The sequence below is a fragment of the Fulvivirga ulvae genome (assembly GCF_021389975.1).
Taxonomy (GTDB): domain Bacteria; phylum Bacteroidota; class Bacteroidia; order Cytophagales; family Cyclobacteriaceae; genus Fulvivirga; species Fulvivirga ulvae.
In genome coordinates, this window is the sequence record NZ_CP089981.1 from 4,054,472 (window position 1) to 4,074,309 (window position 19,838).

Consider the following 19,838-nt stretch of genomic DNA (forward strand, 5'->3'; position numbering starts at 1 on the left):
TTATTTCTCCAGCATTTGAAATCCGTGATTACCCATCACATCCACAAACAGCGTGACGGACTTGTTGATCAGGTTTAGCAGCAGATCGGGGAAGATTCCCAAAAGAAGAGCAAACACAAACAGCGGTACCAGCATTACGTACTCTCTCATGTTCAGGTCGCTCAGCATGTCTTCTTTAACCGGCCCTTTGGTGAAAAACTTGCCAAAGAACATACGCTGTATGGCCCAGAGATAATAGGCTGCACTCAGGATCAGACCGGTTGTGGCTATTATGGCCATCCATTTGGGAACCAGCCCGTTAATTGAAGATGAACCAAAAGCTCCCAAAAGCACAAATATCTCGGCAATAAAGCCTGAGAAACCAGGCAAGCCCATGGAAGCGAAGAAGAATATCACTACAAAAATGGTGTACTTAGGCATATGCGAGGCCAGCCCTGAATAATTTTCGATGATCCTGTTGTGTGTACGGTCATAGATTACCCCGGCGATCAGGAACAATGCCCCTGAAATAAAACCGTGGCTCACCATTTGGTAAATAGCTCCGCTTACCCCTTCCGCTGTCAGGGAAGCCAGGCCCAGAAGTACAAACCCCATATGGGAAACCGATGAATAAGCAATCAGACGCTTAAGGTCCCTGCTGGCCAGGGCATTCATGGCTCCGTAAATGATAGAGAGAACGCCGAAAAACGCAATCCACCAGGAATAATGCATAGCTCCGTCCGGGATGATCATAAACCCAGTCCTGATCAGGCCATAAGCACCTACCTTCAAAAGAATACCAGCCAAAACTACGGAAATAGGTGTAGGTGCTTCCACGTGAGCGTCAGGCAGCCAGGTGTGCAGAGGCACTACCGGTACCTTGATAGCAAAACCAATAAATATCAGCAAAAAGGCCAGCAACCTTGCCGGATGCCCGAATATCAGTCTCACAGCATGTATGTCCATCACTGATTTGGGAATATAGTTACCCGCATCAGTCATATAGACCATGTTAAAAGTATGCACCAGTTTATCCGCAGGCAATTGGTTGGTAAAAAGCAACTGCTGTACCTCTTCCTCCACCTCGGGGGTCACCTGCTCTATGTTATTGGCTAAACCATATTCCACTGCAGTGGCCGCCGGGTCTATTACCGAAAGGTAGAGGGCGATCATGACAATGAGTATAAATATGGAGCCGAGCAATGTATAAAGGAAGAACTTGATAGAGGCATAGTCCTTTCTCGGCCCTCCCCATAAACCGATGAGAAAGTACATAGGCAAAAGCATGAACTCGAAAAACAAGTAGAAAAGCAGGAAATCGAGTGCTACAAAACAACCGATAATAGCTGCATTCAGGATCAGATAAAGGCTAAAGTATCCTTTTACTTTTTCTTTGATATTCCATGATGAGATCACTCCAATAAAGAGTATCACTATCGATAGCAATACCATGCTAATGCTCAGTCCATCGACACCGATGAAATAGTGTGCTGAAAGTTTGCCCAGTGTTGACAGCTCCAGATTGATCCATGGAATGTTCTCAACATACTGAAAGCCATTGATGGAATTTAAGCCTGCCAGAGAAGAATTATACCCCAGGTAAAGTACAACGGCCAAAAGGAGTTGGATACAGCCTACGGCTAACGCTATATATTTTGAAGTGTGCTTTACCGACTGTGGTAAGAGCGCTATAACGATAGCGGCCGTTAGCGGTAAGAAAACTAATATGGAGAGCAAGTGGTTGTCTAACATCAGTTACCAGATTATCCAGAAGATCATTATTACTATGCCAAAAACGGCTATTAAAATATAACTTTGAACCCTTCCACCCTGTAATGATTTCGTCATTACGCCAATCCTGCCCGCAAAGAAAACAGAAAAATTAACAAAACCGTCAACCACCATCCGGTCGATCCAGCCTATGAGATGTGCAATGATAACGTTGATGATGGCAAAACCATCTATAGCTCTGTCTATCACACGTTTCTCGAAAGCAGAAAGCCCGTTGGCGATCCATAGTACAGGTTTTTCTATAATTAATTTATAAGCCTCATCGAGGTGCCAGTTATTATATGATAATGCCTGAAGTTTGTTGACCGTGTTTTTTCTTTGGAAGTAGCCTTTTGCGTAAGCACTTCCCGGCTTGTAAAGGAACCAGCCTGTCAAAGCCCCAATAACTATCATAGTCATGGATATTACAGTTACTTTGATATGGTTAGCCAGAGTAAGCTCAATCAGGCGGGGTTGCCAGTCAATGTCAAAGCCCGGAGTTAGGATAGTTGGTGCTTTTAAGGCTCCCAAAAACCAGCTATGGCTATGGTCCAGCGGATTGATCGACCAGATTAAACCTAATGACATAATCCCCAAAACTGTCAAGACAGCCTTCATAACCAAAGGTACTTCTTTAACTTCCTTAAGGCTGTGCCCCGGGTGCTGAGCTGCAATCCTGAACTCTCCGAAGAACACCAGAAGCAACTGGCGGAACATATATAAAGCAGTCAATATTACCGTGAGGAAGCCCAGGTCTGGGATCAGGTAGTAAATTGAAAACCCACCGCCGGACATCACATCTGCCCAGGCATACGCCCCTGAAAGCAAAGCATCTTTAGACAGGAAGCCTGAAAAGAAAGGGATACCAATTAGTGCCAGTGCCGATACACCATACGCCAGAAAGGTAAATGGTAGTTTTTTTCTCAGCCCGCCCATGTTGCGCATATCCTGGGCATCAAATTTTATCCCGGTGTCGTGCTCAAACTCATGAAGCGCGTAAATAACCGACCCGGCGGCCAGGAATAAACAGGCCTTGAAGAATGCGTGGGTAAACAAATGGAAAAGTGCGGCATCATATGCGCCCACGCCAATACCCATAAGCATATATCCGAGCTGGGAGATGGTGGAGTAGGCCAGTACTTTTTTAATGTCGTGCTGAGTAAGAGCTGCTATAGCACCCATAAATGCCGTTATGGCCCCAATGGTTGCAACAAAAGTCAGGGCATCAATATCGAGCAGTACAAATACACGTGCCATCAGGAATACACCGGCAGCTACCATAGTAGCAGCATGTATAAGTGCCGATACCGGGGTAGGGCCTTCCATGGCATCCGGTAGCCATACTTGCAGAGGAAACTGGGCTGATTTACCCATTGCTCCAAGGAAAAGGCCTATTCCCGCCACTGTCAGCCAGTCTGCATTTAAAACATAGCCCAGTGTAGTAGTCCATTCCCCTTCCGCCAGTGTCGACTGAGACATCAATACTTTCAAGGCTTCTATATCCAGGGTGTTGAACTGTACCCATAAAATCGCCAGTCCGATCAAAAAGCCGGCATCACCTACACGGTTCACAATAAATGCCTTTTTTGCCGCTTTCGATGCGCTGTCTTTCTGATACCAATGGCTGATCAGGAGATAGGATGATAAACCCACAAGCTCCCAGAAAACAAAAATGATCAGGAGGTTATCGGCCAGCACTATACCCAGCATGGAAAAGGTAAAGAGCCCTAAGAAGGCGAAATATTTTTTGTATCCGGCATCATCCTTCATATAAGCCGTAGAGTAGACGTGTACCAAAAAGGAGATCACGTTGACCACTACCAGCATAAGTGCAGCATTGATGTCCAGCAGTATACCCGCAGTAATTTGCGGCATTGAGGCTATGGAAAACCAGTCAAAGCGAGTATGGCTGGCCGGCTTAGCCCAAACTGAAAGCAAAAGGTAGACGGATATGCAGGCTGCAATAAGAATGAATGCCGAAGATACCCATGACATCAACTTCCTGGAGCTATCAGGAGCCGCCGCCATGAGAAGAAAACTAACAAACGGCACCGCTAGTATGACGAGGCATAGGATTGTTGGAGTTGTCCAGGGTAAGGGCCGTAATAGTTCAGAGTATTCCAAAGGCTTATCCTTTTAACTGGTTTATCTCATCCAGGTTGGTGGTACTAAAATATTTATAGATCTTTAAGATGATTGCCAACCCCACGGCTGCTTCTGCTGCCGCAACCACTATTACAAACAAAGCAAAAAACTGCCCGCCCAGCTTAATGTTATCCAACTGGCTAATGGCTATAAAATTAATATTGGCAGCATTGAGTATCAGTTCCACACCCATAAGCACTACAATAGCATTCTTTTTGGTAATGATCACTGCCATGCCAATGCAAAAGAGTATTGCGGATAATATGAAGTAATGTTCAATGGCCATCGGATCTTTCTTTATAACCGGCTACAGTTGCAGCGCCTATTAAGGCAACAAGTAGCAACACAGCAGCAATTTCAAAAGGTAATATATAATCACTCATTAAACCAATACCCAGTTGATTTATGTTGGTGAGGTTTTCAGTCGGTTTGTAATTGGCGTTTTCGATCAAAGCCTGACCTTGCAATGCCGTAAAATTCATTTGAAATATGGCATAAATCAGTAGTGCTGATAACGAAAGCATAACCACTGCCGCAGAAAACCTGTTGCGTGATTCCGTGATCATGGCTTTGCCGGAGATTTTATTGGTAAGCATAACGCCAAAGATCAGAAGCACCACTATACCACCCACGTATACCATAATCTGGGTAATGGCCACAAACTCAGCACCTGCAATAACATAGATGCCGGCAACAGCCATAAAAGTAGCTACCAGAGAAAATGCAGCGTAGAGAATGTTCTTCGAAAACAAGACGACCAGCGCGGAAAGCACTGCCACACCACAAAAAAAGTAGAACATAACTTCAACCATCACTATCCTCCCCCTTATCTTTCTTTTTTATGACAGGTTTTGGTTTCATGACCGGCTTGGGCCTGATCTTAGGCTTTGGTTTTGCGCTGGGCTCAGTATCAGCATCCATATCAGCTTTTGGCTCAGAAGGGGTTTCCCCTGTTTTTTTGATTTTTGGCTTGAATACAGGTTTGGCACCACCCATCTTTGGCTTGGCTGCAGGCTTCTTTTCGGTGGTTTCTGTAGCAGCAGGGGCAGTTTGTTCTTTTGCCGCTACCTTTTGCTTTTCAAATTCCTCCAGCTCTTTTCTTTTCTCCAGGATTTCCAGAGGAGTCATCGTGGCAAAAGAATAAGTATGGTCATCAACATCGTATTCGCTGAAATCATAAGTTTTAGTCATGGTCAGGCATTCGGTAGGACAGACCGTGGTACAAAGGCCGCAAAAGCAACATTTGCCCATATCGATGTCAAACTTGGCCGCATAGATCCGTTTGGAGGTGCCATCAGAGGTCTTACCAATTTCACCGACCGCTCTTATAGGGTCAATGTCAATACAATCTACAGGACAGATCTTAGCACACTTGTCGCATACTATACAATCATCAATTTCATTGTGCAGTCTGTACCTGCCATTGTCCGGAATCGGGAAGCTTTCATGAGGGTATTGAACGGTTACCAGGCCCTTGTCCTGTTTGAAGTAATCCGTATCGCACACAGGTACAGGCTTTTGTGAAGTTCTTGCCTGTAAAATGTGCTTAAAAGTGATTTGTAAACCTCCCCACAAGGTTTTTATCGTTTGGCCAATATTGCTCCAGTAGGAATGGTTCATGCTACAAATATTGGTCAGCGAATTAAGAAAATGCAAGAAAATTCAAGAAATGTTTAGAAGATCGGCTCTTTTTTTATGGTGAACTTAAACGTACTGCCTTCACCTTCCTTGCTTTCCACCCATATCTTTCCACCCATACGCTCCACAAACTCTTTACAGAGTTTAAGACCGAGACCAGTGCCTTTTTCGTTGGCGGTGCCTTTGGTGGTATAGAGTACAGTGGTGTTGAACAACTGGGACTTTTGCTCTTCGCTCATACCTATACCGTTGTCTTTAATACTTATGATCAGGGTATCGTTATCTTTATCTTTAGCGGAAATCTCTACATAACCACCCTCCCTGGTAAATTTAATAGAGTTGGCTACTAAATTCCGGATGATAAGGTCAAGCATATTCCTGTCTGCCAAAACACTCATATCTTCTTCTACAAGATCTATGAACTGGATGCTTTTGTCATTGATCTCGCGGAAAAAGTTAAGATTTTCCTCTACAAGTTCTTTTAGTTCCAGAGGTTCTTCCTGAATGGTGATCTCATTCATTTGTACCAATGCCCAATCCAGAAGATTGTCAAGCAATTTACGGGTATTGTCAAGTCTCACTTTCAGTGATTTCGTCAGCTGGCGCAGTTCTTCCTGGTTGAGGTTGCCTTCATCAAGCATATCCAAAATACCTACCAGAGCATGAATGGGGGAGCGGACATCATGGGAAACGATAGAAAAGAATTTATCCTTCATTTCAAGCAGCCCTGCCAGCTCCCGGCTTTGCTCCTCCATTTCTTTTTGATGTATAACCAAAAGATCATTGATCTTTTTGCGGCGTACACTACTTCTGTACAGCGTGATTAGCAATACAGCTGTAAAAGCCAGTATAACGACCAGGATATTTCTGAAAAACTCCTCATTTTTCAGCTGGGTTTTCTGCTGCTCTTCTTTTTGGTTGAGCAGGGCAATTTCCATATCCTTATTGGCGGTTTCATATTTTATCTGGATCTGGGCAAACTGCTCTTTTTGCTTTTCACTGAATACACTGTCCTCCATGGCCTTAAACATTTTGTAATACTTCAGCGACAGTTTATACTCGCCCTTCCTTTCATAAAGATTAGACATTTCCTCATAAGCTTTGATGATCAGCTCATTGTTGTTCATGCCTTTTGAAATTTTCAGGGAAGCATCCAAAAGCTCTCCGGCTTTGTCATATTCTCCCATTTTCATTCTTGCAACACCCAGCCCGAGTTGTGTTTCAGCAATACCACTCTTGTTGTTAAGTTCTTCATACCTTTTCAGTGCACGATCATGGTAATCCAGTGATTTCTCAAATTCACCGAGATTTTCATAGGCTATGGCTATTTTATTCAGTATCTGAGGGATCAGAACCGTGGTTTTCAGTTTCATGCTGAGTTCCAGTGCCTTTTGTAGTTCAGTCAGCGCTTTTTCATACTGCCCCTCCATAATGAGTATTTCGCCGATGTCATGCCCTGAATAAGCCAGCCCTTCATGGTCATCAATTACACTACTCAGCTTCATGGAGTTTTCTATGTACTCCCTGGCTTTTTCCAGTTGTCCCATAGATTTCAGTACCCTTCCGATATTATAGGTGGTAATGGCAATATATAGCTTGTCATTTATTTCCTGTGCCTTTTTTAAACTTTGCTGATAGTAGTCGTAGGCATCACTGAATAAGTCAAGATCATAATAATCTTCTCCTATACTGTTCAGTGCCAGGGTAACGCCTGCGCCATAATCCATTTGTTTGTAGAGTCGAAGCGCTTCAAGATCATACTTTAAAGCCTCTTTGTAGTTGCTTTGTACGGTGTGGTAGCCTGCAAGCATTTCATCGGCAAAGGCGAGGTAGAGAGAGTCCTGAAGTTCAACAGCAAGATTGCGGGCCTGAATGGCCAACTGAATGGCAGTATCTACATTATTGTAATTATACTCATTGACAAGGTAAAATAGGATTTCGAGCTTTAATGAATCTGACTGACTTTCATTAAAGGCACGTTTTAAACTGTCAATTTTTGCCTGGTCTTGCGCTCGAAGCAATCCTGAACAAGCAAACAGGATAAAAAGTATGTATAAGTGCTTTCTCAAAATATTTTTTAATATACATTAAATCATGAACAATCTCCATACCCCTGATAATAATAACAGCACCAGCGCAGCAGGAGTCAGATATTTCCACCCGAGACTCATAAGCTGATCTATTCTTACCCTTGGGTAGGTCCACCTGACCCACATCTGTAGCAATACCATTAGCATGGCTTTGCTGATGAGCCAGAAACCGCTGCAAAAATGACCGAACCAGGTACCTGGCACGCCACTGGTCCACTCAGCGAGCTTTAAAGGGCCTATATTGGGAAAAGGAGTGTTCCAGCTGCCAAAAAATAACACTACGCCCAGCAGCGAAACCAAAAGCATCATGCCATATTCGGCAAGCATGATCACGGACCATCTGAAACCTGAATACTCAGTTTGGAAACCTGCAACGATCTCTGACTCTGCCTCAGGCAGATCGAATGGTGCCCTGTTACTTTCAGCCAGGGAGGTGATAAAAAAGATAAGCCATGCTAAAAAGAGCAGGGGTATTCTTACCACATTCCAGCTTAAAAAACCTCCGATATGTGTTATATCAATATCGAGGGCTTTAAGGCCGAAAAGATAGTTGGTTTCATTGGCCCAGATACCCTGCTGGGTAGAAATAGTCTGTAAATCAAGAGATTGACTGATAATAACCACGCATAATACACTCAGGGTCAACGGCACTTCGTAGGATATGATCTGAGCTGCAGAGCGCATGGCACCTAAAAGAGAATATTTGTTGTTAGAGCTCCAGCCCGCCATAACAATGCCGATAACATCGAGCGAAATAATTGCCAGCAAGTAAAATACACCGGTCTGGATAGGGGCACCTTGCCAGAAGGATGTAACCGGCAGCACGGCAAAGCCTGCAAACACAAAAACAAATATTAAAACAGGTGCTATCAGAAACAGCTTACGGTCAGCACTTTTAGGTACAATATCTTCCTTTTGCACCAGCTTGAGAAGGTCAGCAATAGTCTGTAAAAGTCCGTAATAACCCACCTCCATAGGGCCGTATCTGTCTTGTATAAAGGCTGATAGCTTTCGTTCGGCGTAGATAGCAAAAACGGCATAAACAAGTAAAAAAGGAAGAAAGAATAAAATAGTTGACATCTGTAAAATTTAATTTATCAGCCCCTTGCGGCAAAATAAACCAATACTGTTCAGATTACGCAAAGTATCCTTCGTCAATATATTAATATTTCAGATATAAAACATCAATTCGTATTAATCCCATAGTGGATACTTTTCCAAATGCACCAGTTCCCTGAAGAATATTTTGGTCGAGGCCTCAAATGACTGAGTGAAATCGGAAACCAGGAACTCATCTTTTAACTCCTGTCCTTCAGGAGCCAGTAACTTGCTCTCGGTCAGGTAGTTTTTTAGGTATTTGGCAGTGATCTCAGAAGAATCCAGAATTTTTACCTGGCCATTGAAAAAGTCATTGATCTGTTTTTTGATTAAAGGATAGTGCGTACACCCGAGGATCAGAGCCTCTATATCTCTGAACTGATTGATGTTTAAATATTTTTCAATGATCTCATGGCTGATCTTATTGTTGAAAAAGCCTTCCTCGATCATAGGTACCAGCAACGGTGTGGCTATGGATACCAGTTCAATGTTCTGCTTCAGCTGCTTGATTTTTTTAGCATAAACATTGGATTGTACGGTACGCTTGGTGCCAATTAAGCCAATCTTGTGTCCATTAAAATGCTCTTTGACATAAGAAACCATGGGGTCAATCACATTAATGACCTTGGCTCTCTTTCCGGTGTATTCCTTTAATAGCTCATAGGCGGCCGAACTTGCTGAATTGCAGGCAATTACTATCACTTTGCAACCTTTTTTTAATAACACATCGGCAATCTTGACGGAGTAGGCCTGCACCGCAGCTTCTGACTTATCGCCATAGGGCAAATGTGCTGTATCGCCAAAGTAGATCATAGACTCATAAGGAAGTACACGCCTGATGGCATGAGCCACCGTCAGACCACCAATTCCGCTATCAAATATCCCAACAGGGCTCCCAATGTTAAAATCCATATTAAAAATTTAAAGCCTCAAAAGTATTAAAAATAATATCTGTCGGGAGTGGCTATCCGGCATTTTTTAAGAAAAAAGTCGATGAGGTTTGTGCATAACTCGCGGTTATCGTATTAAAATTGGGTAGTGATGTAAGTCTGCCCTTGCTTTGGTTTACCGGCACTCTCCATTTAGGTAAATAATTTTGTATTATTGCACATCCAAAGAAGAAAAAAACTAACGTACTATGAGTAATAACATACTTAAAGGAAAGAAAGGCATAATATTCGGTGCCTTGGACGAAAACTCAATAGCATGGAAAACTGCTATCAAGGCACAGGAAGAAGGTGCTGAATTTGTACTTACAAATGCTCCGGTCGCATTGAGAATGGGAGCTATAAATAAATTGGCTGAAGAATGTAATGCCGAGGTTATTCCGGCGGATGCTACTTCCATTGAGGATCTGACAAATCTTTTTGAAAAATCTATGGAAGTGCTCGGTGGTAAGCTGGACTTTGTGCTTCATTCAATAGGTATGAGCCCGAACGTAAGAAAAGGTAAAGAATATGGAGACCTTAATTACGACTGGTTTTTGAAGACACTTGATATCTCTGGTATTTCTTTCCATAAAGTATTGCAAACTGCAGAGAAAACTGATGCTATGAATGATTGGGGTTCTATTCTGGCCCTGACTTACATTGCTGCTCAGCGAACTTTTCCCGATTACTCAGATATGGCACAGGCCAAAGCAGTACTGGAGTCCATAGCCAGAAGCTACGGGTACAGGTTTGCCAAGCTGAAGAATGTACGGGTCAATACTATTTCGCAGTCACCTACAATGACAACTGCGGGTAGTGGTGTTACTGGTTTTGACGTATTTTTTGATTATGCACATAAAATGTCCCCACTGGGCAATGCCAGCTCGGAAGACTGTGCTAACTATATTGTGATGATGTTTTCTGACTACACCAGGATGGTTACTATGCAGAACCTGATGCATGATGGCGGATTCTCCAACTCAGGTATTACCGAAGATATTGTAGCCGAACTTAGTAAGTAAGGCATTACTAAAAGGTATAAAAATCTCACCAGGGAGCTTTCTTAGTTTATCGTGGTGAGATTTTTCCGTTAAACTCCCTTTAGGTTAGATTCCATTAGAAATTCATCTCATTATTACCTTCATTAGTTTATGGTAGTTTTTCCCAACACTAAGATCAACCTGGGCTTAAATATACTCTCAAGAAGAGACGATGGCTACCATAATATTTCATCAGTTTTTTACCCGCTTCCTTTTGAAGAGATTTTAGAGATACTACCGGCAGAAGAGTTTCAGTTTAATACTTCAGGATTAACCATCCCCGGAAGTACTGAAAATAACCTTATCATTAAAGCATATGAACTGCTTAGGGATCAGTACAAACTACCACCGGTGCGTATACACCTGCATAAGATCATCCCGATGGGAGCTGGTTTGGGAGGAGGGTCGGCAGATGCCGCTTTTGCTATTAAAGCTCTGAATGAACTGTTTGAAATAGGTTTATCCGAAAAGGACATGGAGGGGCATGCAGGAAAGCTGGGAAGTGATTGTCCTTTTTTTATCAAAAATAAAATTGTGCTCGCAGAGGGTACCGGTACGGAATTTTCATCTATATCACTGGATCTGAAGGGCAAATACTTAGTACTTGTTTGTCCCGAAGTACATGTAAGTACAGCAGAAGCTTACGGCAATGTAAGACCAGGGATGCCTGAGAAAGGTATCAGGGAAATATTAGAAAAAATGCCCGTTACCGAGTGGAAACATTACCTCAAAAATGATTTTGAAACCTCGGTTTTCCCTTTATACCCCGAAATTGAAGCTGTCAAAAACACACTTTACTCATCAGGGGCGATATATGCCAGTATGAGTGGCTCAGGTTCCAGTGTCTATGGTATCTTCGATTCTGAGCCTGCCGACTTGCCTGTTGAAGCAGTCTGGTCCGGTGTTCTATCATGAGTTGATTGATTTTACCTGACGGAAGACAGATGCTCTTCATTGGCGACAGGCTCACTGAAATATTGCTTATACATTTTAAAGAAATTGATCATAACAAGGTTGGAAAACTTAGAAGGAGCATTGGTAAGTACACAAATACCTATGTTCTTGTTTCGATCCAGTGCAATGCCGCTTTTGTACCCGTTGGCATAGCCACCATGATAAAGCAGTGTATCGTTAGGATATTCCATTACTCGCCAACCCAGGCCGTAGTATCCGTTTCGGGGTTGTTCAAACTGGCTGAAATAGGGGTTTTTAACTCTGATCGGTATTACGGGGGTAAAAACCGTATCCAAAACGGATGGTGGTATCACACGGGTATTGTTGCCTAAAACTGCTGTAAGCCATTTGGCAAGATCTTCTATATTGGTGTTTAAGCCTCCGGCAGAAGCTACGTTATAATAACTCGGCCTGACAATAGTGGGTACAAACTGCCCGTGCCGGTAGCCATGTGGCAGTGCAATATTATCGCTGCTGATCATAGAATCGTATGACAGGGTGGAGTGAGTCATTTCCAGCGGGTCAAATATACGCTCATGCATAAGGGTGGAAAAGGGTTTGCCGGACGCCGATTCCATAACAACTTCTATAATACTATAGGCGACATTTTGATAGCTGTGTATTTCTCCGGGGAGTCGCGAAAGAGGTATTTTTAATAGCTTACTGATCATGGTGTCGCGGGGAAGCTCATCTTCTACCAAAGTGGAATAAGCCTGGTAAGGGAAACCTGCAGTGTGCGACAGAATATGCCTGATGGTTATATTATTGGCACTACCAGATAAAGGATACTTCAGATAATTGGCGATGGGATCATCCAGATCAATAAGTGTGTCCTGAACAAGAAGTGTTGCCAGTATGGATGAGAAACCTTTTGATACGGACGCTATCCGAAACAGGGTTTTTGTGTTTATTGAGTCAGACCCGTCAGCAGTTTTGAAACCAAAAGCTTTTTGGTAAATAATGGCACCTTCCTTTACTATGGCTACAGATGCGCCGGGAGTATTTGTTTTTGTAAATTGTTCGCTAAGGTAATTGTTAAACTCTTCCAGAAACTGCTTGTCTGTTTTGCTGATGGCATAGGGCACCGTTCTGGCAAGATCCGGCTTTCCAACGGGCTTTTTAAAAAACGGTGTATTGCCCGAGAGAGAGAAAAACAGCAGAAAACCTATGCCGCAAAATATTAACAGTAGAAATATATATCTCTTCTTCAAAGAATTACCTGTTTAAACTTCAAAATTATTATTTTCCATAGAAACGGCCATGGAAAATAATAATTATTGACCGGCAGGTATTTTTGAAGCTTCTGATAAAATCAGGTAAACAGATCAGAGCTAAGATACCTGTCGCCGCGGTCGCAGACAATAAAAACGATGATACCATTTTTAATTTCCTGAGCCAACTGTAAAGCTGCACTCAAAGCTCCTCCGCTACTCATCCCTGCCAGTATACTCTCTTCGTTGGCGAGTCGCCTGGTCATTTCCCTGGCCTGGGCTTCACTGACGTCGATAACACGATCTACCCGGCTGGGTTCAAATATCTTGGGTAAAAATTCAGGAGACCACCTCCTGATACCCGGAATACTTGATCCGTCTGTCGGTTGCGTACCTACGATCTGAATATCAGCGCTTTGCTCTTTCAGGTATCGGGATACCCCCATGATAGTGCCGGTAGTGCCCATGGCTGACACGAAATGGGTTATCTTTCCATCGGTATCGCGCCATATTTCAGGGCCGGTAGTAGCGTAATGCATACCATAATTATCTTCATTGGCAAATTGGTTAAGAATAAAGTACCCTTCCTCGTCCGCCATTTTTTCAGCCAGTTCGCGTGAATATTCAATGGTTTTTTCAGAAGGAGTAAGAATAACCTCAGCACCATATGCTCTCATGGCCTGAACCCGTTCCTGTGTGGAGTTGTCTGGCATGATCAGGGTCATGTGCAGGCCCATAGAGTTGGCTATCATGGCCAGTGCTATCCCTGTATTGCCGCTTGTGGCCTCAACCAGCCTGTCTCCTTTAGAAATATCTCCCCGTTTGAGAGCATTACTGATCATGCCATAGGCGGCTCTGTCTTTTACACTGCCTCCCGGGTTCTGGCCTTCGAGTTTTCCATAAATTGTGACCCCATCAGGTACGGGGATTCTACTGATTTTTACCAGCGGCGTATTGCCGATCAAGTCAAAAATAGTCATAAATGTTTCTAATTATTTGGATAAGATTGTATTTGCGTGGTCCTTGCTGTTTTGCATCTGGACTTTGTAGTAGATTTTGGAGCCGGCAGGTACACTTCTCGTTAGCCAGACATTTCCACCTACAACCGAACCTCTTCCTATTACTGTATTTCCTCCCAAAATTGTAGCTCCTGAGTATATAATGACATTATCTTCAATAGTAGGGTGCCTTTTGGTTTTTGCGTCTGCCTTATCTACACTTAAGGCTCCAAGTGTTACACCCTGGTAAATTTTCACATGGTCACCGATGATTGTTGTTTCCCCGATAACTATTCCGGTGCCATGATCTATAAAAAAGTGTTCGCCTATCTGAGCATGAGGATGAATGTCAATACCTGTTTTGCTGTGTGCATGCTCTGTAATAAGCCGGGGGACAGTTTTTACGCCCAGCGTGGCCAGCTCGTGTGCTATTCTGTAAGCAGCAATAGCATAAAATCCAGGATATGCCCTGATTATCTCCTCCTTACTGTGAGCAGCAGGATCGCCCTCATAAGTGGCCTCTACATCTTTCTGAAGCTTGTAGTATATGTCAGGTAAGGCCTCAAAGAAGTGCTCTATGGTTTCTTGCGGACTTTTGCCTTCATCCAACAGGTTTTTATATAAAATATTCTCCATTTCCCTTTTCAGGATATTTACCCGGTTTTCCAATTCAGACAGTGACTCTACAGGAGAGCTGGCAAAATTTGGAAAGAATACCCCTAGCAGATCCACGAAAAATCTTTCTATTGCCTTTGATGAAGGACATTGAGTGCACTCCTGGTGCGTACTGTAAATGTGCTTGATGAAAGTGTGATCCATTCTGTGTTAGATAGTTATAGAATACTTACTCGATTTACATATAAATTACGCTTAAAAGGAACTGTCCGATATCAAACACTCTATTCCATAATCGGACGCATTTAATTTGCTTCTTGTAGTGAAAGTACACTATTTCACGCTATAAGCCTACTTTTTTTGTTGGCATATTTATTGGCAAAGGGAATTAATATTAACCGAAGACATAAAATTTTATGATCAAATTAAAGGGAATAGACAAGTATGTAGACTCGCGGTTTCAAAGGACTTTTATTTTAAAGGGTGTTGATCTGGAGGTGGAGCAGGGAGAGTTTCTCACTATCATGGGGCCAAGCGGAGCAGGTAAGTCTTCTATTATGAATATTATTGGTATGCTCGATGAACCTTCACAGGGAGAGTACTACTTTTTCGACGAGCCTGTGCACAAAATGAAGGAACGCAAGAAGTCTGACATGCACAAGCATTATATAGGATTTATCTTTCAGGCTTATCACCTCATCGATGAGCTTACAGTATATGAAAACATCGAAACACCTTTGCTTTATAAAGGAGTAAAGAGTGCCCAAAGAAAGAGTATGGTTGCCGAGATGCTCGATCGTTTTCAGATGGTAGCTAAAAAAGATCTTTTCCCTGAACAATTATCCGGCGGACAGCAGCAGCTGGTGGGAGTGGCACGTGCCATTATCGGGCAGCCCAAATTATTGCTGGCAGATGAGCCCACTGGCAACCTGCATTCTGAACAAGGAGATGAGATCATGCAGATCTTTAAAAAACTGAATGATGAGGGCATGACAATCATCCAGGTGACCCACTCCGAAAAATGTGCTAACTATGGGAAAAGGATTGTGAGGCTTGTTGATGGTGCTGTCGTTTCAGACAGACAAGTAGAAAAAATAGCTTCTAACTGAGTAACAAAACATAACCATGATAAATAGAGTAGCTTCAATAACGACAATTTTAGTATCTGCTTTTTGCTTTACAGGTCAGGCGCAGGAAGCAGATACATCTACTATAGACACCCCGCTCACCTTTAAGGAGGCTGTCAAAATAGCTTTAGATAACAATGTTAGCCTTAAGCAACAGCAAAATAACCTTCGGGCTTCAGGTATTGCCAGAACTTCCGGCCTCTTACAGATGGGGCCATCAGTAATCATAGATGGGAACGTTGGACGGAATGATGGAAACTCATTTAACCAACAGGAAGGCAGGGTAGTAAATGGCGTGCTGGATTTTACAAACGTAACGCTGAGGACCTCAATGCCTTTATTTCGGGGGTTTAATCAACTAAATGATTATAAAGCTTCAAGAGAACAGTTTGATGCACAAATAGAAACTGTGGAGCGGACTAAACAGGATATTATTCAGTTGGTGACGGCCAGATATCTGCAGTGCCTTTTGGATAAGGAATTGGTGACGATTGCTGAACAAAACGTTAAAACGCAGCAAAAACAATTGGATCAGATCAATACGCAGGTTGAAGCCGGTAGCAGGGCAGGGGTAGATGCTTCCAACCAAATGTATCAGGTGAAGAATGCTGAGCTAAGTCTTCTGAGGGCTGAAAATACACTTAGAAATGACAAGGCTATTTTGGCACAAGCACTCCAGATGGACCCCGGCGTAAATTTTGTTATTGAAGACCCGAGCTGGGACGCTACAATGGTCGACATCAGCTCATCTTTGGAGGAACTTTATACCGTAGCCTTAAACAACAGGTCTGATTTTGAAGGAGCGAAACATACGGAAGCAGCTTTTAAATTTAGTTATATGGCCCTTAGAGGGACTTACTATCCGAGCATTAGTGCCTTCTTTAACTACGGGTCAGCCTATAATTACATTCATGGGGCAGAAAACAGAACTTTTGATCAGCAATTTACTAGTGATAATGTTCAAAAGACCTACGGAGTAGCTTTTACCATACCCATTTTCAGAGGTTTCTCAACCCGCTCCAATGTAGTTCAGTCAAGAGTTACCTATGAAAATGCGCAACTTGATACTGAAAATATGGAGAATACGGTAAAATCAGAAGTACTGCTGGCTTACCAGAATTTTAACGATGCAGTCACTGCTTATAAAGTAACACAAACACAGCTTGAGGCTGCCGAGCTTTCATTTACTTTGGGTGCTGAGCAGTATGAGTTAGGTATTTCTAATCTCGTAGAGTACACCCAGGCAAATCAGGATTATGTACAAGCCCAGGCTGATTATGCCAGCGCGAGGTATACTTTGATGTTTCAGGAACTTTTACTAGATTATGCTACAGGAACCTTGTCTTTTGAAGACATCAAATAAAGATTTCCTTTACATAGGTAACATTTCAGATGAAAGCTTTATCCTGGATAGTTCGCATTATTGCAGCAATTATTTTGCTGCAAACTCTTTTTTTTAAGTTTTCCGGTGCTGAGGAAAGTATCTATATTTTTACCAAAATAGGTATGGAGCCCTGGGGGCGAATAGGTTCCGGAGTGGGCGAATTTATTGCATCTGTATTGTTATTAATCCCCCGTACTGCATGGATCGGTGCTTTTATGGCGCTTGGGATAATGGCCGGAGCTGTACTTTTTCATCTTACTATACTCGGTATCGAAGTCATGCAGGATGGCGGTTATCTGTTTGGCCTTGCCATTACAGTCGGTGTTTGCTCGGTTATTACCCTTGTTTTACACCGGAGAGATATTCCATTCGTCAATAAACGGAATATCAGTTAGCTTAAAATCCAAACTTTTCTTAACTTTGCGCTCCCGTTCAGGTGAATGGGCATATTTGGCATTTTGCGGATATGATTTTAAAAACAAATTTGTTGTCTGATTGCTCTGGGGCAACATGTAAATAAGGGCAGAAATAATGGCAAAAGAAAAAACATCTGCAGAGGAAGAAAACGTAGAATCTGCAACAACAGAAGAAAAAGCTACTGAAACTTCTACACAAGAAGAAAAGAAAGAAGCAAAGAAGCCTGCTGAGAAAAAAGAAAACGTAGCACCTGAAGACTTTGATTGGGAAGCTTTTGAAACCAAAGGTTTTGGTGAAGGTTACAGCAAGAAGAAGAAGGAAGAAATGGCTTCGATGTATGAAAATACATTGACAACCATTGAGGAGAAAGAAGTTGTTGAAGGTACCGTTGTAGGTATCAACGACAGGGATGTGATCCTTAACATCGGCTTTAAATCAGACGGACTTGTGTCAGCAACTGAGTTTAGGGATATACCTGGTCTTAAAGTTGGTGACAAGGTTGAGGTTTTTATCGAAGAGCAGGAGAATGCCAACGGACAGTTAGTGCTTTCAAGAAGAAAGGCTAAAATTGTTCAGGCCTGGGATAAGATCACTAAAGCTTACGAAAACGACACAGTTATCGAAGGTTTTGTGAAGAGAAGAACCAAAGGTGGTCTGATCGTTGACATATATGGAGTTGAAGCTTTCTTGCCAGGTTCACAAATCGATGTGAAGCCTATCAGAGACTTCGATATCTTTGTTGACAAAGCTATGGAAGTGAAAGTTGTGAAAATCAACTATACTAACGATAACGTAGTAGTTTCACACAAAGTACTGATCGAGAAAGATCTTGAAGAACAAAAAGCTGAAATACTAAACAACCTTGAAAAAGGCCAGGTACTTGAAGGTACTATTAAGAACATGACTAACTTCGGTGTGTTCATTGATCTTGGTGGTGTTGATGGTCTTCTTCACATTACTGACATTTCATGGGGTAGAATCAACCACCCTGAAGAGGTGCTTAGCCTTGATGAAACAGTTAAGGTTGTTGTTCTTGATTTCGACGAAGACAAGAAGAGAATATCTTTGGGTATGAAGCAGCTTACTGCTCATCCTTGGGATTCACTTCCTTCTGATCTTGACATCGGATCTAAAGTAAAAGGTAAGATCGTTAATGTTGCTGACTATGGCGCATTCCTTGAAATTCAACCTGGTGTTGAAGGTCTTATCCACGTATCTGAAATGTCATGGTCTCAGCACCTGAGAAATCCTCAGGATTTCATCAACATCGGAGACGAGCTTGAGGCAGTGGTATTGACACTTGACAGAGATGACAGAAAAATGTCGTTGGGTATCAAACAACTGACTGAGGATCCTTGGACTAAGCAAGATGTTCTTACAAAATATGCTGTAGGCACGAAACATAAAGGAGTGGTAAGAAACCTTACTAACTTCGGCTTGTTCATCGAGCTTGAAGAAGGTATCGACGGTCTTGTACACGTTTCTGACCTGTCATGGACTAAGAAGATCAAGCATCCTTCTGAGTTTGTGAAAGTAGGTGATGAGCTTGAAGTAGTAGTACTTGAGCTTGACGTAGACAACAGAAGACTGGCGCTTAGCCACAAGCATCTTGAAGAAAACCCTTGGGATACTTTCGAAACAGTATTTACTCCTGGTTCGGTCCACAAGTGTACAGTTATCAGTCAAAACGATAAAGGTGCTACTTTGGAGCTTCCTTACGGTATCGAAGGATTCTGCTCAACCAAAAATCTTATAAAAGAAAGTGGTGAAAAGGCTGAGAATGGTGAAACCCTGGATTTCAAAGTTCAGGAATTCTCCAAAGACGACAAGAGAATCATTCTTTCTCACAGATCAGTTTACTCTAAAACTGAGGAGAAGCCTAAAGCTGCAAGCACCGGTACAGGTGCAAAGAAGAAGAGCAAACCTTCAAGCACAGTAAACAAGATCAATAGTGAGACTGAAAAGTCAACATTAGGTGATCTGGAGGCATTAAGTGCATTGAAAGATAAGATGGAAGGAAACGTTTCTGCTGAAGAGGAGAAACCTGCTAAAAAATCTGAGTCTAAAAAAGTAGAAGAGGAGTCACCTGAAAGTGAAAACTCAGCTGCTAAAGATGAGGAAGAAGGCAAATAAGGCCCTTTCGTTATAGAAGTAGTAAAGAGGCTGTCTCACTGGAGACAGCCTTTTTTATTGCTTGAGATTTAATATGATCAGGCAGTTAATTGCATCTCGGAGCTTAACACGAATCAGCAACCACCCATGCTGACTCTTTAATGATACGATAATACTAATCAAATGTCAGTCATAAGACTGAGGTAAGTGATTATTATACATTATTTTACACAGTTAGTGATAGTGAAACGGTGTTGACATTATGATGTAGAACAATTCCACGACTGTGGCTTAATTTCCACCTGCTTGTTCATGTTATTTACCCTCAGTT

At 42.5% G+C, this 19,838-nt stretch carries 17 protein-coding genes; 6 read left to right on the forward strand and 11 right to left on the reverse strand.

Translation table 11 applies throughout. The features are described 5' to 3' along the window. The 8 genes from LVD17_RS17380 to murI form a co-directional block, all read right to left on the reverse strand. Window positions 1-1,731, reverse strand: a complete 1,731-nt coding sequence (locus LVD17_RS17380; protein WP_233760285.1) for a complex I subunit 4 family protein — start codon at window positions 1,729-1,731, stop codon at window positions 1-3. 3 nt (window positions 1,732-1,734) lie between these two features. Further along, on the reverse strand, window positions 1,735-3,873 hold the full coding sequence (nuoL, locus tag LVD17_RS17385) for an NADH-quinone oxidoreductase subunit L (RefSeq protein ID WP_233760286.1): 2,139 nt from the start codon (window positions 3,871-3,873) through the stop codon (window positions 1,735-1,737). A gap of 4 nt (window positions 3,874-3,877) precedes the next feature. Then, the gene (nuoK, locus tag LVD17_RS17390; protein ID WP_155171515.1) at window positions 3,878-4,180 is read right to left on the reverse strand and encodes an NADH-quinone oxidoreductase subunit NuoK; all 303 of its coding nucleotides are present in this window, start codon (window positions 4,178-4,180) and stop codon (window positions 3,878-3,880) included. Further along, entirely contained in the window at window positions 4,170-4,694 is a 525-nt protein-coding gene (locus LVD17_RS17395; protein WP_233760287.1) for an NADH-quinone oxidoreductase subunit J family protein, read from the reverse strand. Before LVD17_RS17395 ends, nuoK begins: the two co-directional genes overlap by 11 nt. 4 nt (window positions 4,695-4,698) lie before the next feature. Then, window positions 4,699-5,514, reverse strand: a complete 816-nt coding sequence (locus tag LVD17_RS17400; RefSeq protein WP_233760288.1) for a 4Fe-4S dicluster domain-containing protein — start codon at window positions 5,512-5,514, stop codon at window positions 4,699-4,701. A 53-nt stretch (window positions 5,515-5,567) separates the two neighbouring features. After that, window positions 5,568-7,601 carry a tetratricopeptide repeat-containing sensor histidine kinase gene (locus tag LVD17_RS17405; RefSeq protein ID WP_233760289.1) on the reverse strand — a complete coding sequence of 678 codons (2,034 nt, stop codon included), beginning with the start codon at window positions 7,599-7,601 and terminating at the stop codon, window positions 5,568-5,570. 18 nt (window positions 7,602-7,619) lie between these two features. Further along, entirely contained in the window at window positions 7,620-8,702 is a 1,083-nt protein-coding gene (locus tag LVD17_RS17410) for a complex I subunit 1/NuoH family protein (protein WP_233760290.1), read from the reverse strand. A 114-nt stretch (window positions 8,703-8,816) separates the two neighbouring features. Beyond that, window positions 8,817-9,632: a glutamate racemase gene (gene murI / locus LVD17_RS17415; RefSeq protein WP_233760291.1), complete on the reverse strand. Its 816-nt coding sequence runs from the start codon at window positions 9,630-9,632 to the stop codon at window positions 8,817-8,819. Window positions 9,633-9,858: 226 nt separating this feature from the next. On the opposite strand from murI, the gene LVD17_RS17420 reads away from it, so the two are divergent. After that, window positions 9,859-10,671, forward strand: coding sequence for an enoyl-ACP reductase FabI (locus LVD17_RS17420; RefSeq protein ID WP_233760292.1), 813 nt, complete (start codon window positions 9,859-9,861; stop codon window positions 10,669-10,671). Window positions 10,672-10,800: 129 nt separating this feature from the next. Continuing rightward, complete coding sequence (gene ispE / locus LVD17_RS17425; protein ID WP_233760293.1) at window positions 10,801-11,604, forward strand: 4-(cytidine 5'-diphospho)-2-C-methyl-D-erythritol kinase; 804 nt, start codon at window positions 10,801-10,803, stop codon at window positions 11,602-11,604. An 11-nt stretch (window positions 11,605-11,615) separates the two neighbouring features. Here ispE and LVD17_RS17430 read toward each other — a convergent pair whose 3' ends face one another. The 3 genes from LVD17_RS17430 to LVD17_RS17440 all read right to left on the reverse strand — a co-directional run bounded on the left by LVD17_RS17430 (window position 11,616) and on the right by LVD17_RS17440 (window position 14,671). Beyond that, entirely contained in the window at window positions 11,616-12,854 is a 1,239-nt protein-coding gene (locus LVD17_RS17430) for a serine hydrolase domain-containing protein (RefSeq protein ID WP_233760294.1), read from the reverse strand. Between the two features lie 101 nt (window positions 12,855-12,955). Beyond that, on the reverse strand, window positions 12,956-13,834 hold the full coding sequence (gene cysM / locus LVD17_RS17435; protein ID WP_233760295.1) for a cysteine synthase CysM: 879 nt from the start codon (window positions 13,832-13,834) through the stop codon (window positions 12,956-12,958). 12 nt (window positions 13,835-13,846) lie between these two features. After that, window positions 13,847-14,671 (reverse strand): serine O-acetyltransferase, encoded by an 825-nt coding sequence (locus LVD17_RS17440; protein WP_233760296.1) that lies wholly within the window; start codon window positions 14,669-14,671, stop codon window positions 13,847-13,849. Between the two features lie 212 nt (window positions 14,672-14,883). On the opposite strand from LVD17_RS17440, the gene LVD17_RS17445 reads away from it, so the two are divergent. The 4 genes from LVD17_RS17445 (at window position 14,884) to rpsA (ending at window position 19,528) form a co-directional block, all read left to right on the forward strand. Then, window positions 14,884-15,576: an ABC transporter ATP-binding protein gene (locus LVD17_RS17445; protein WP_233760297.1), complete on the forward strand. Its 693-nt coding sequence runs from the start codon at window positions 14,884-14,886 to the stop codon at window positions 15,574-15,576. A 16-nt stretch (window positions 15,577-15,592) separates the two neighbouring features. Further along, on the forward strand, window positions 15,593-16,957 hold the full coding sequence (locus LVD17_RS17450) for a TolC family protein (protein WP_233760298.1): 1,365 nt from the start codon (window positions 15,593-15,595) through the stop codon (window positions 16,955-16,957). A 29-nt stretch (window positions 16,958-16,986) separates the two neighbouring features. After that, complete coding sequence (locus LVD17_RS17455) at window positions 16,987-17,373, forward strand: DoxX family membrane protein (RefSeq protein WP_233760299.1); 387 nt, start codon at window positions 16,987-16,989, stop codon at window positions 17,371-17,373. Between the two features lie 136 nt (window positions 17,374-17,509). After that, window positions 17,510-19,528 carry a 30S ribosomal protein S1 gene (gene rpsA / locus LVD17_RS17460; protein ID WP_233760300.1) on the forward strand — a complete coding sequence of 673 codons (2,019 nt, stop codon included), beginning with the start codon at window positions 17,510-17,512 and terminating at the stop codon, window positions 19,526-19,528. Window positions 19,529-19,838 lie beyond the last annotated feature (310 nt).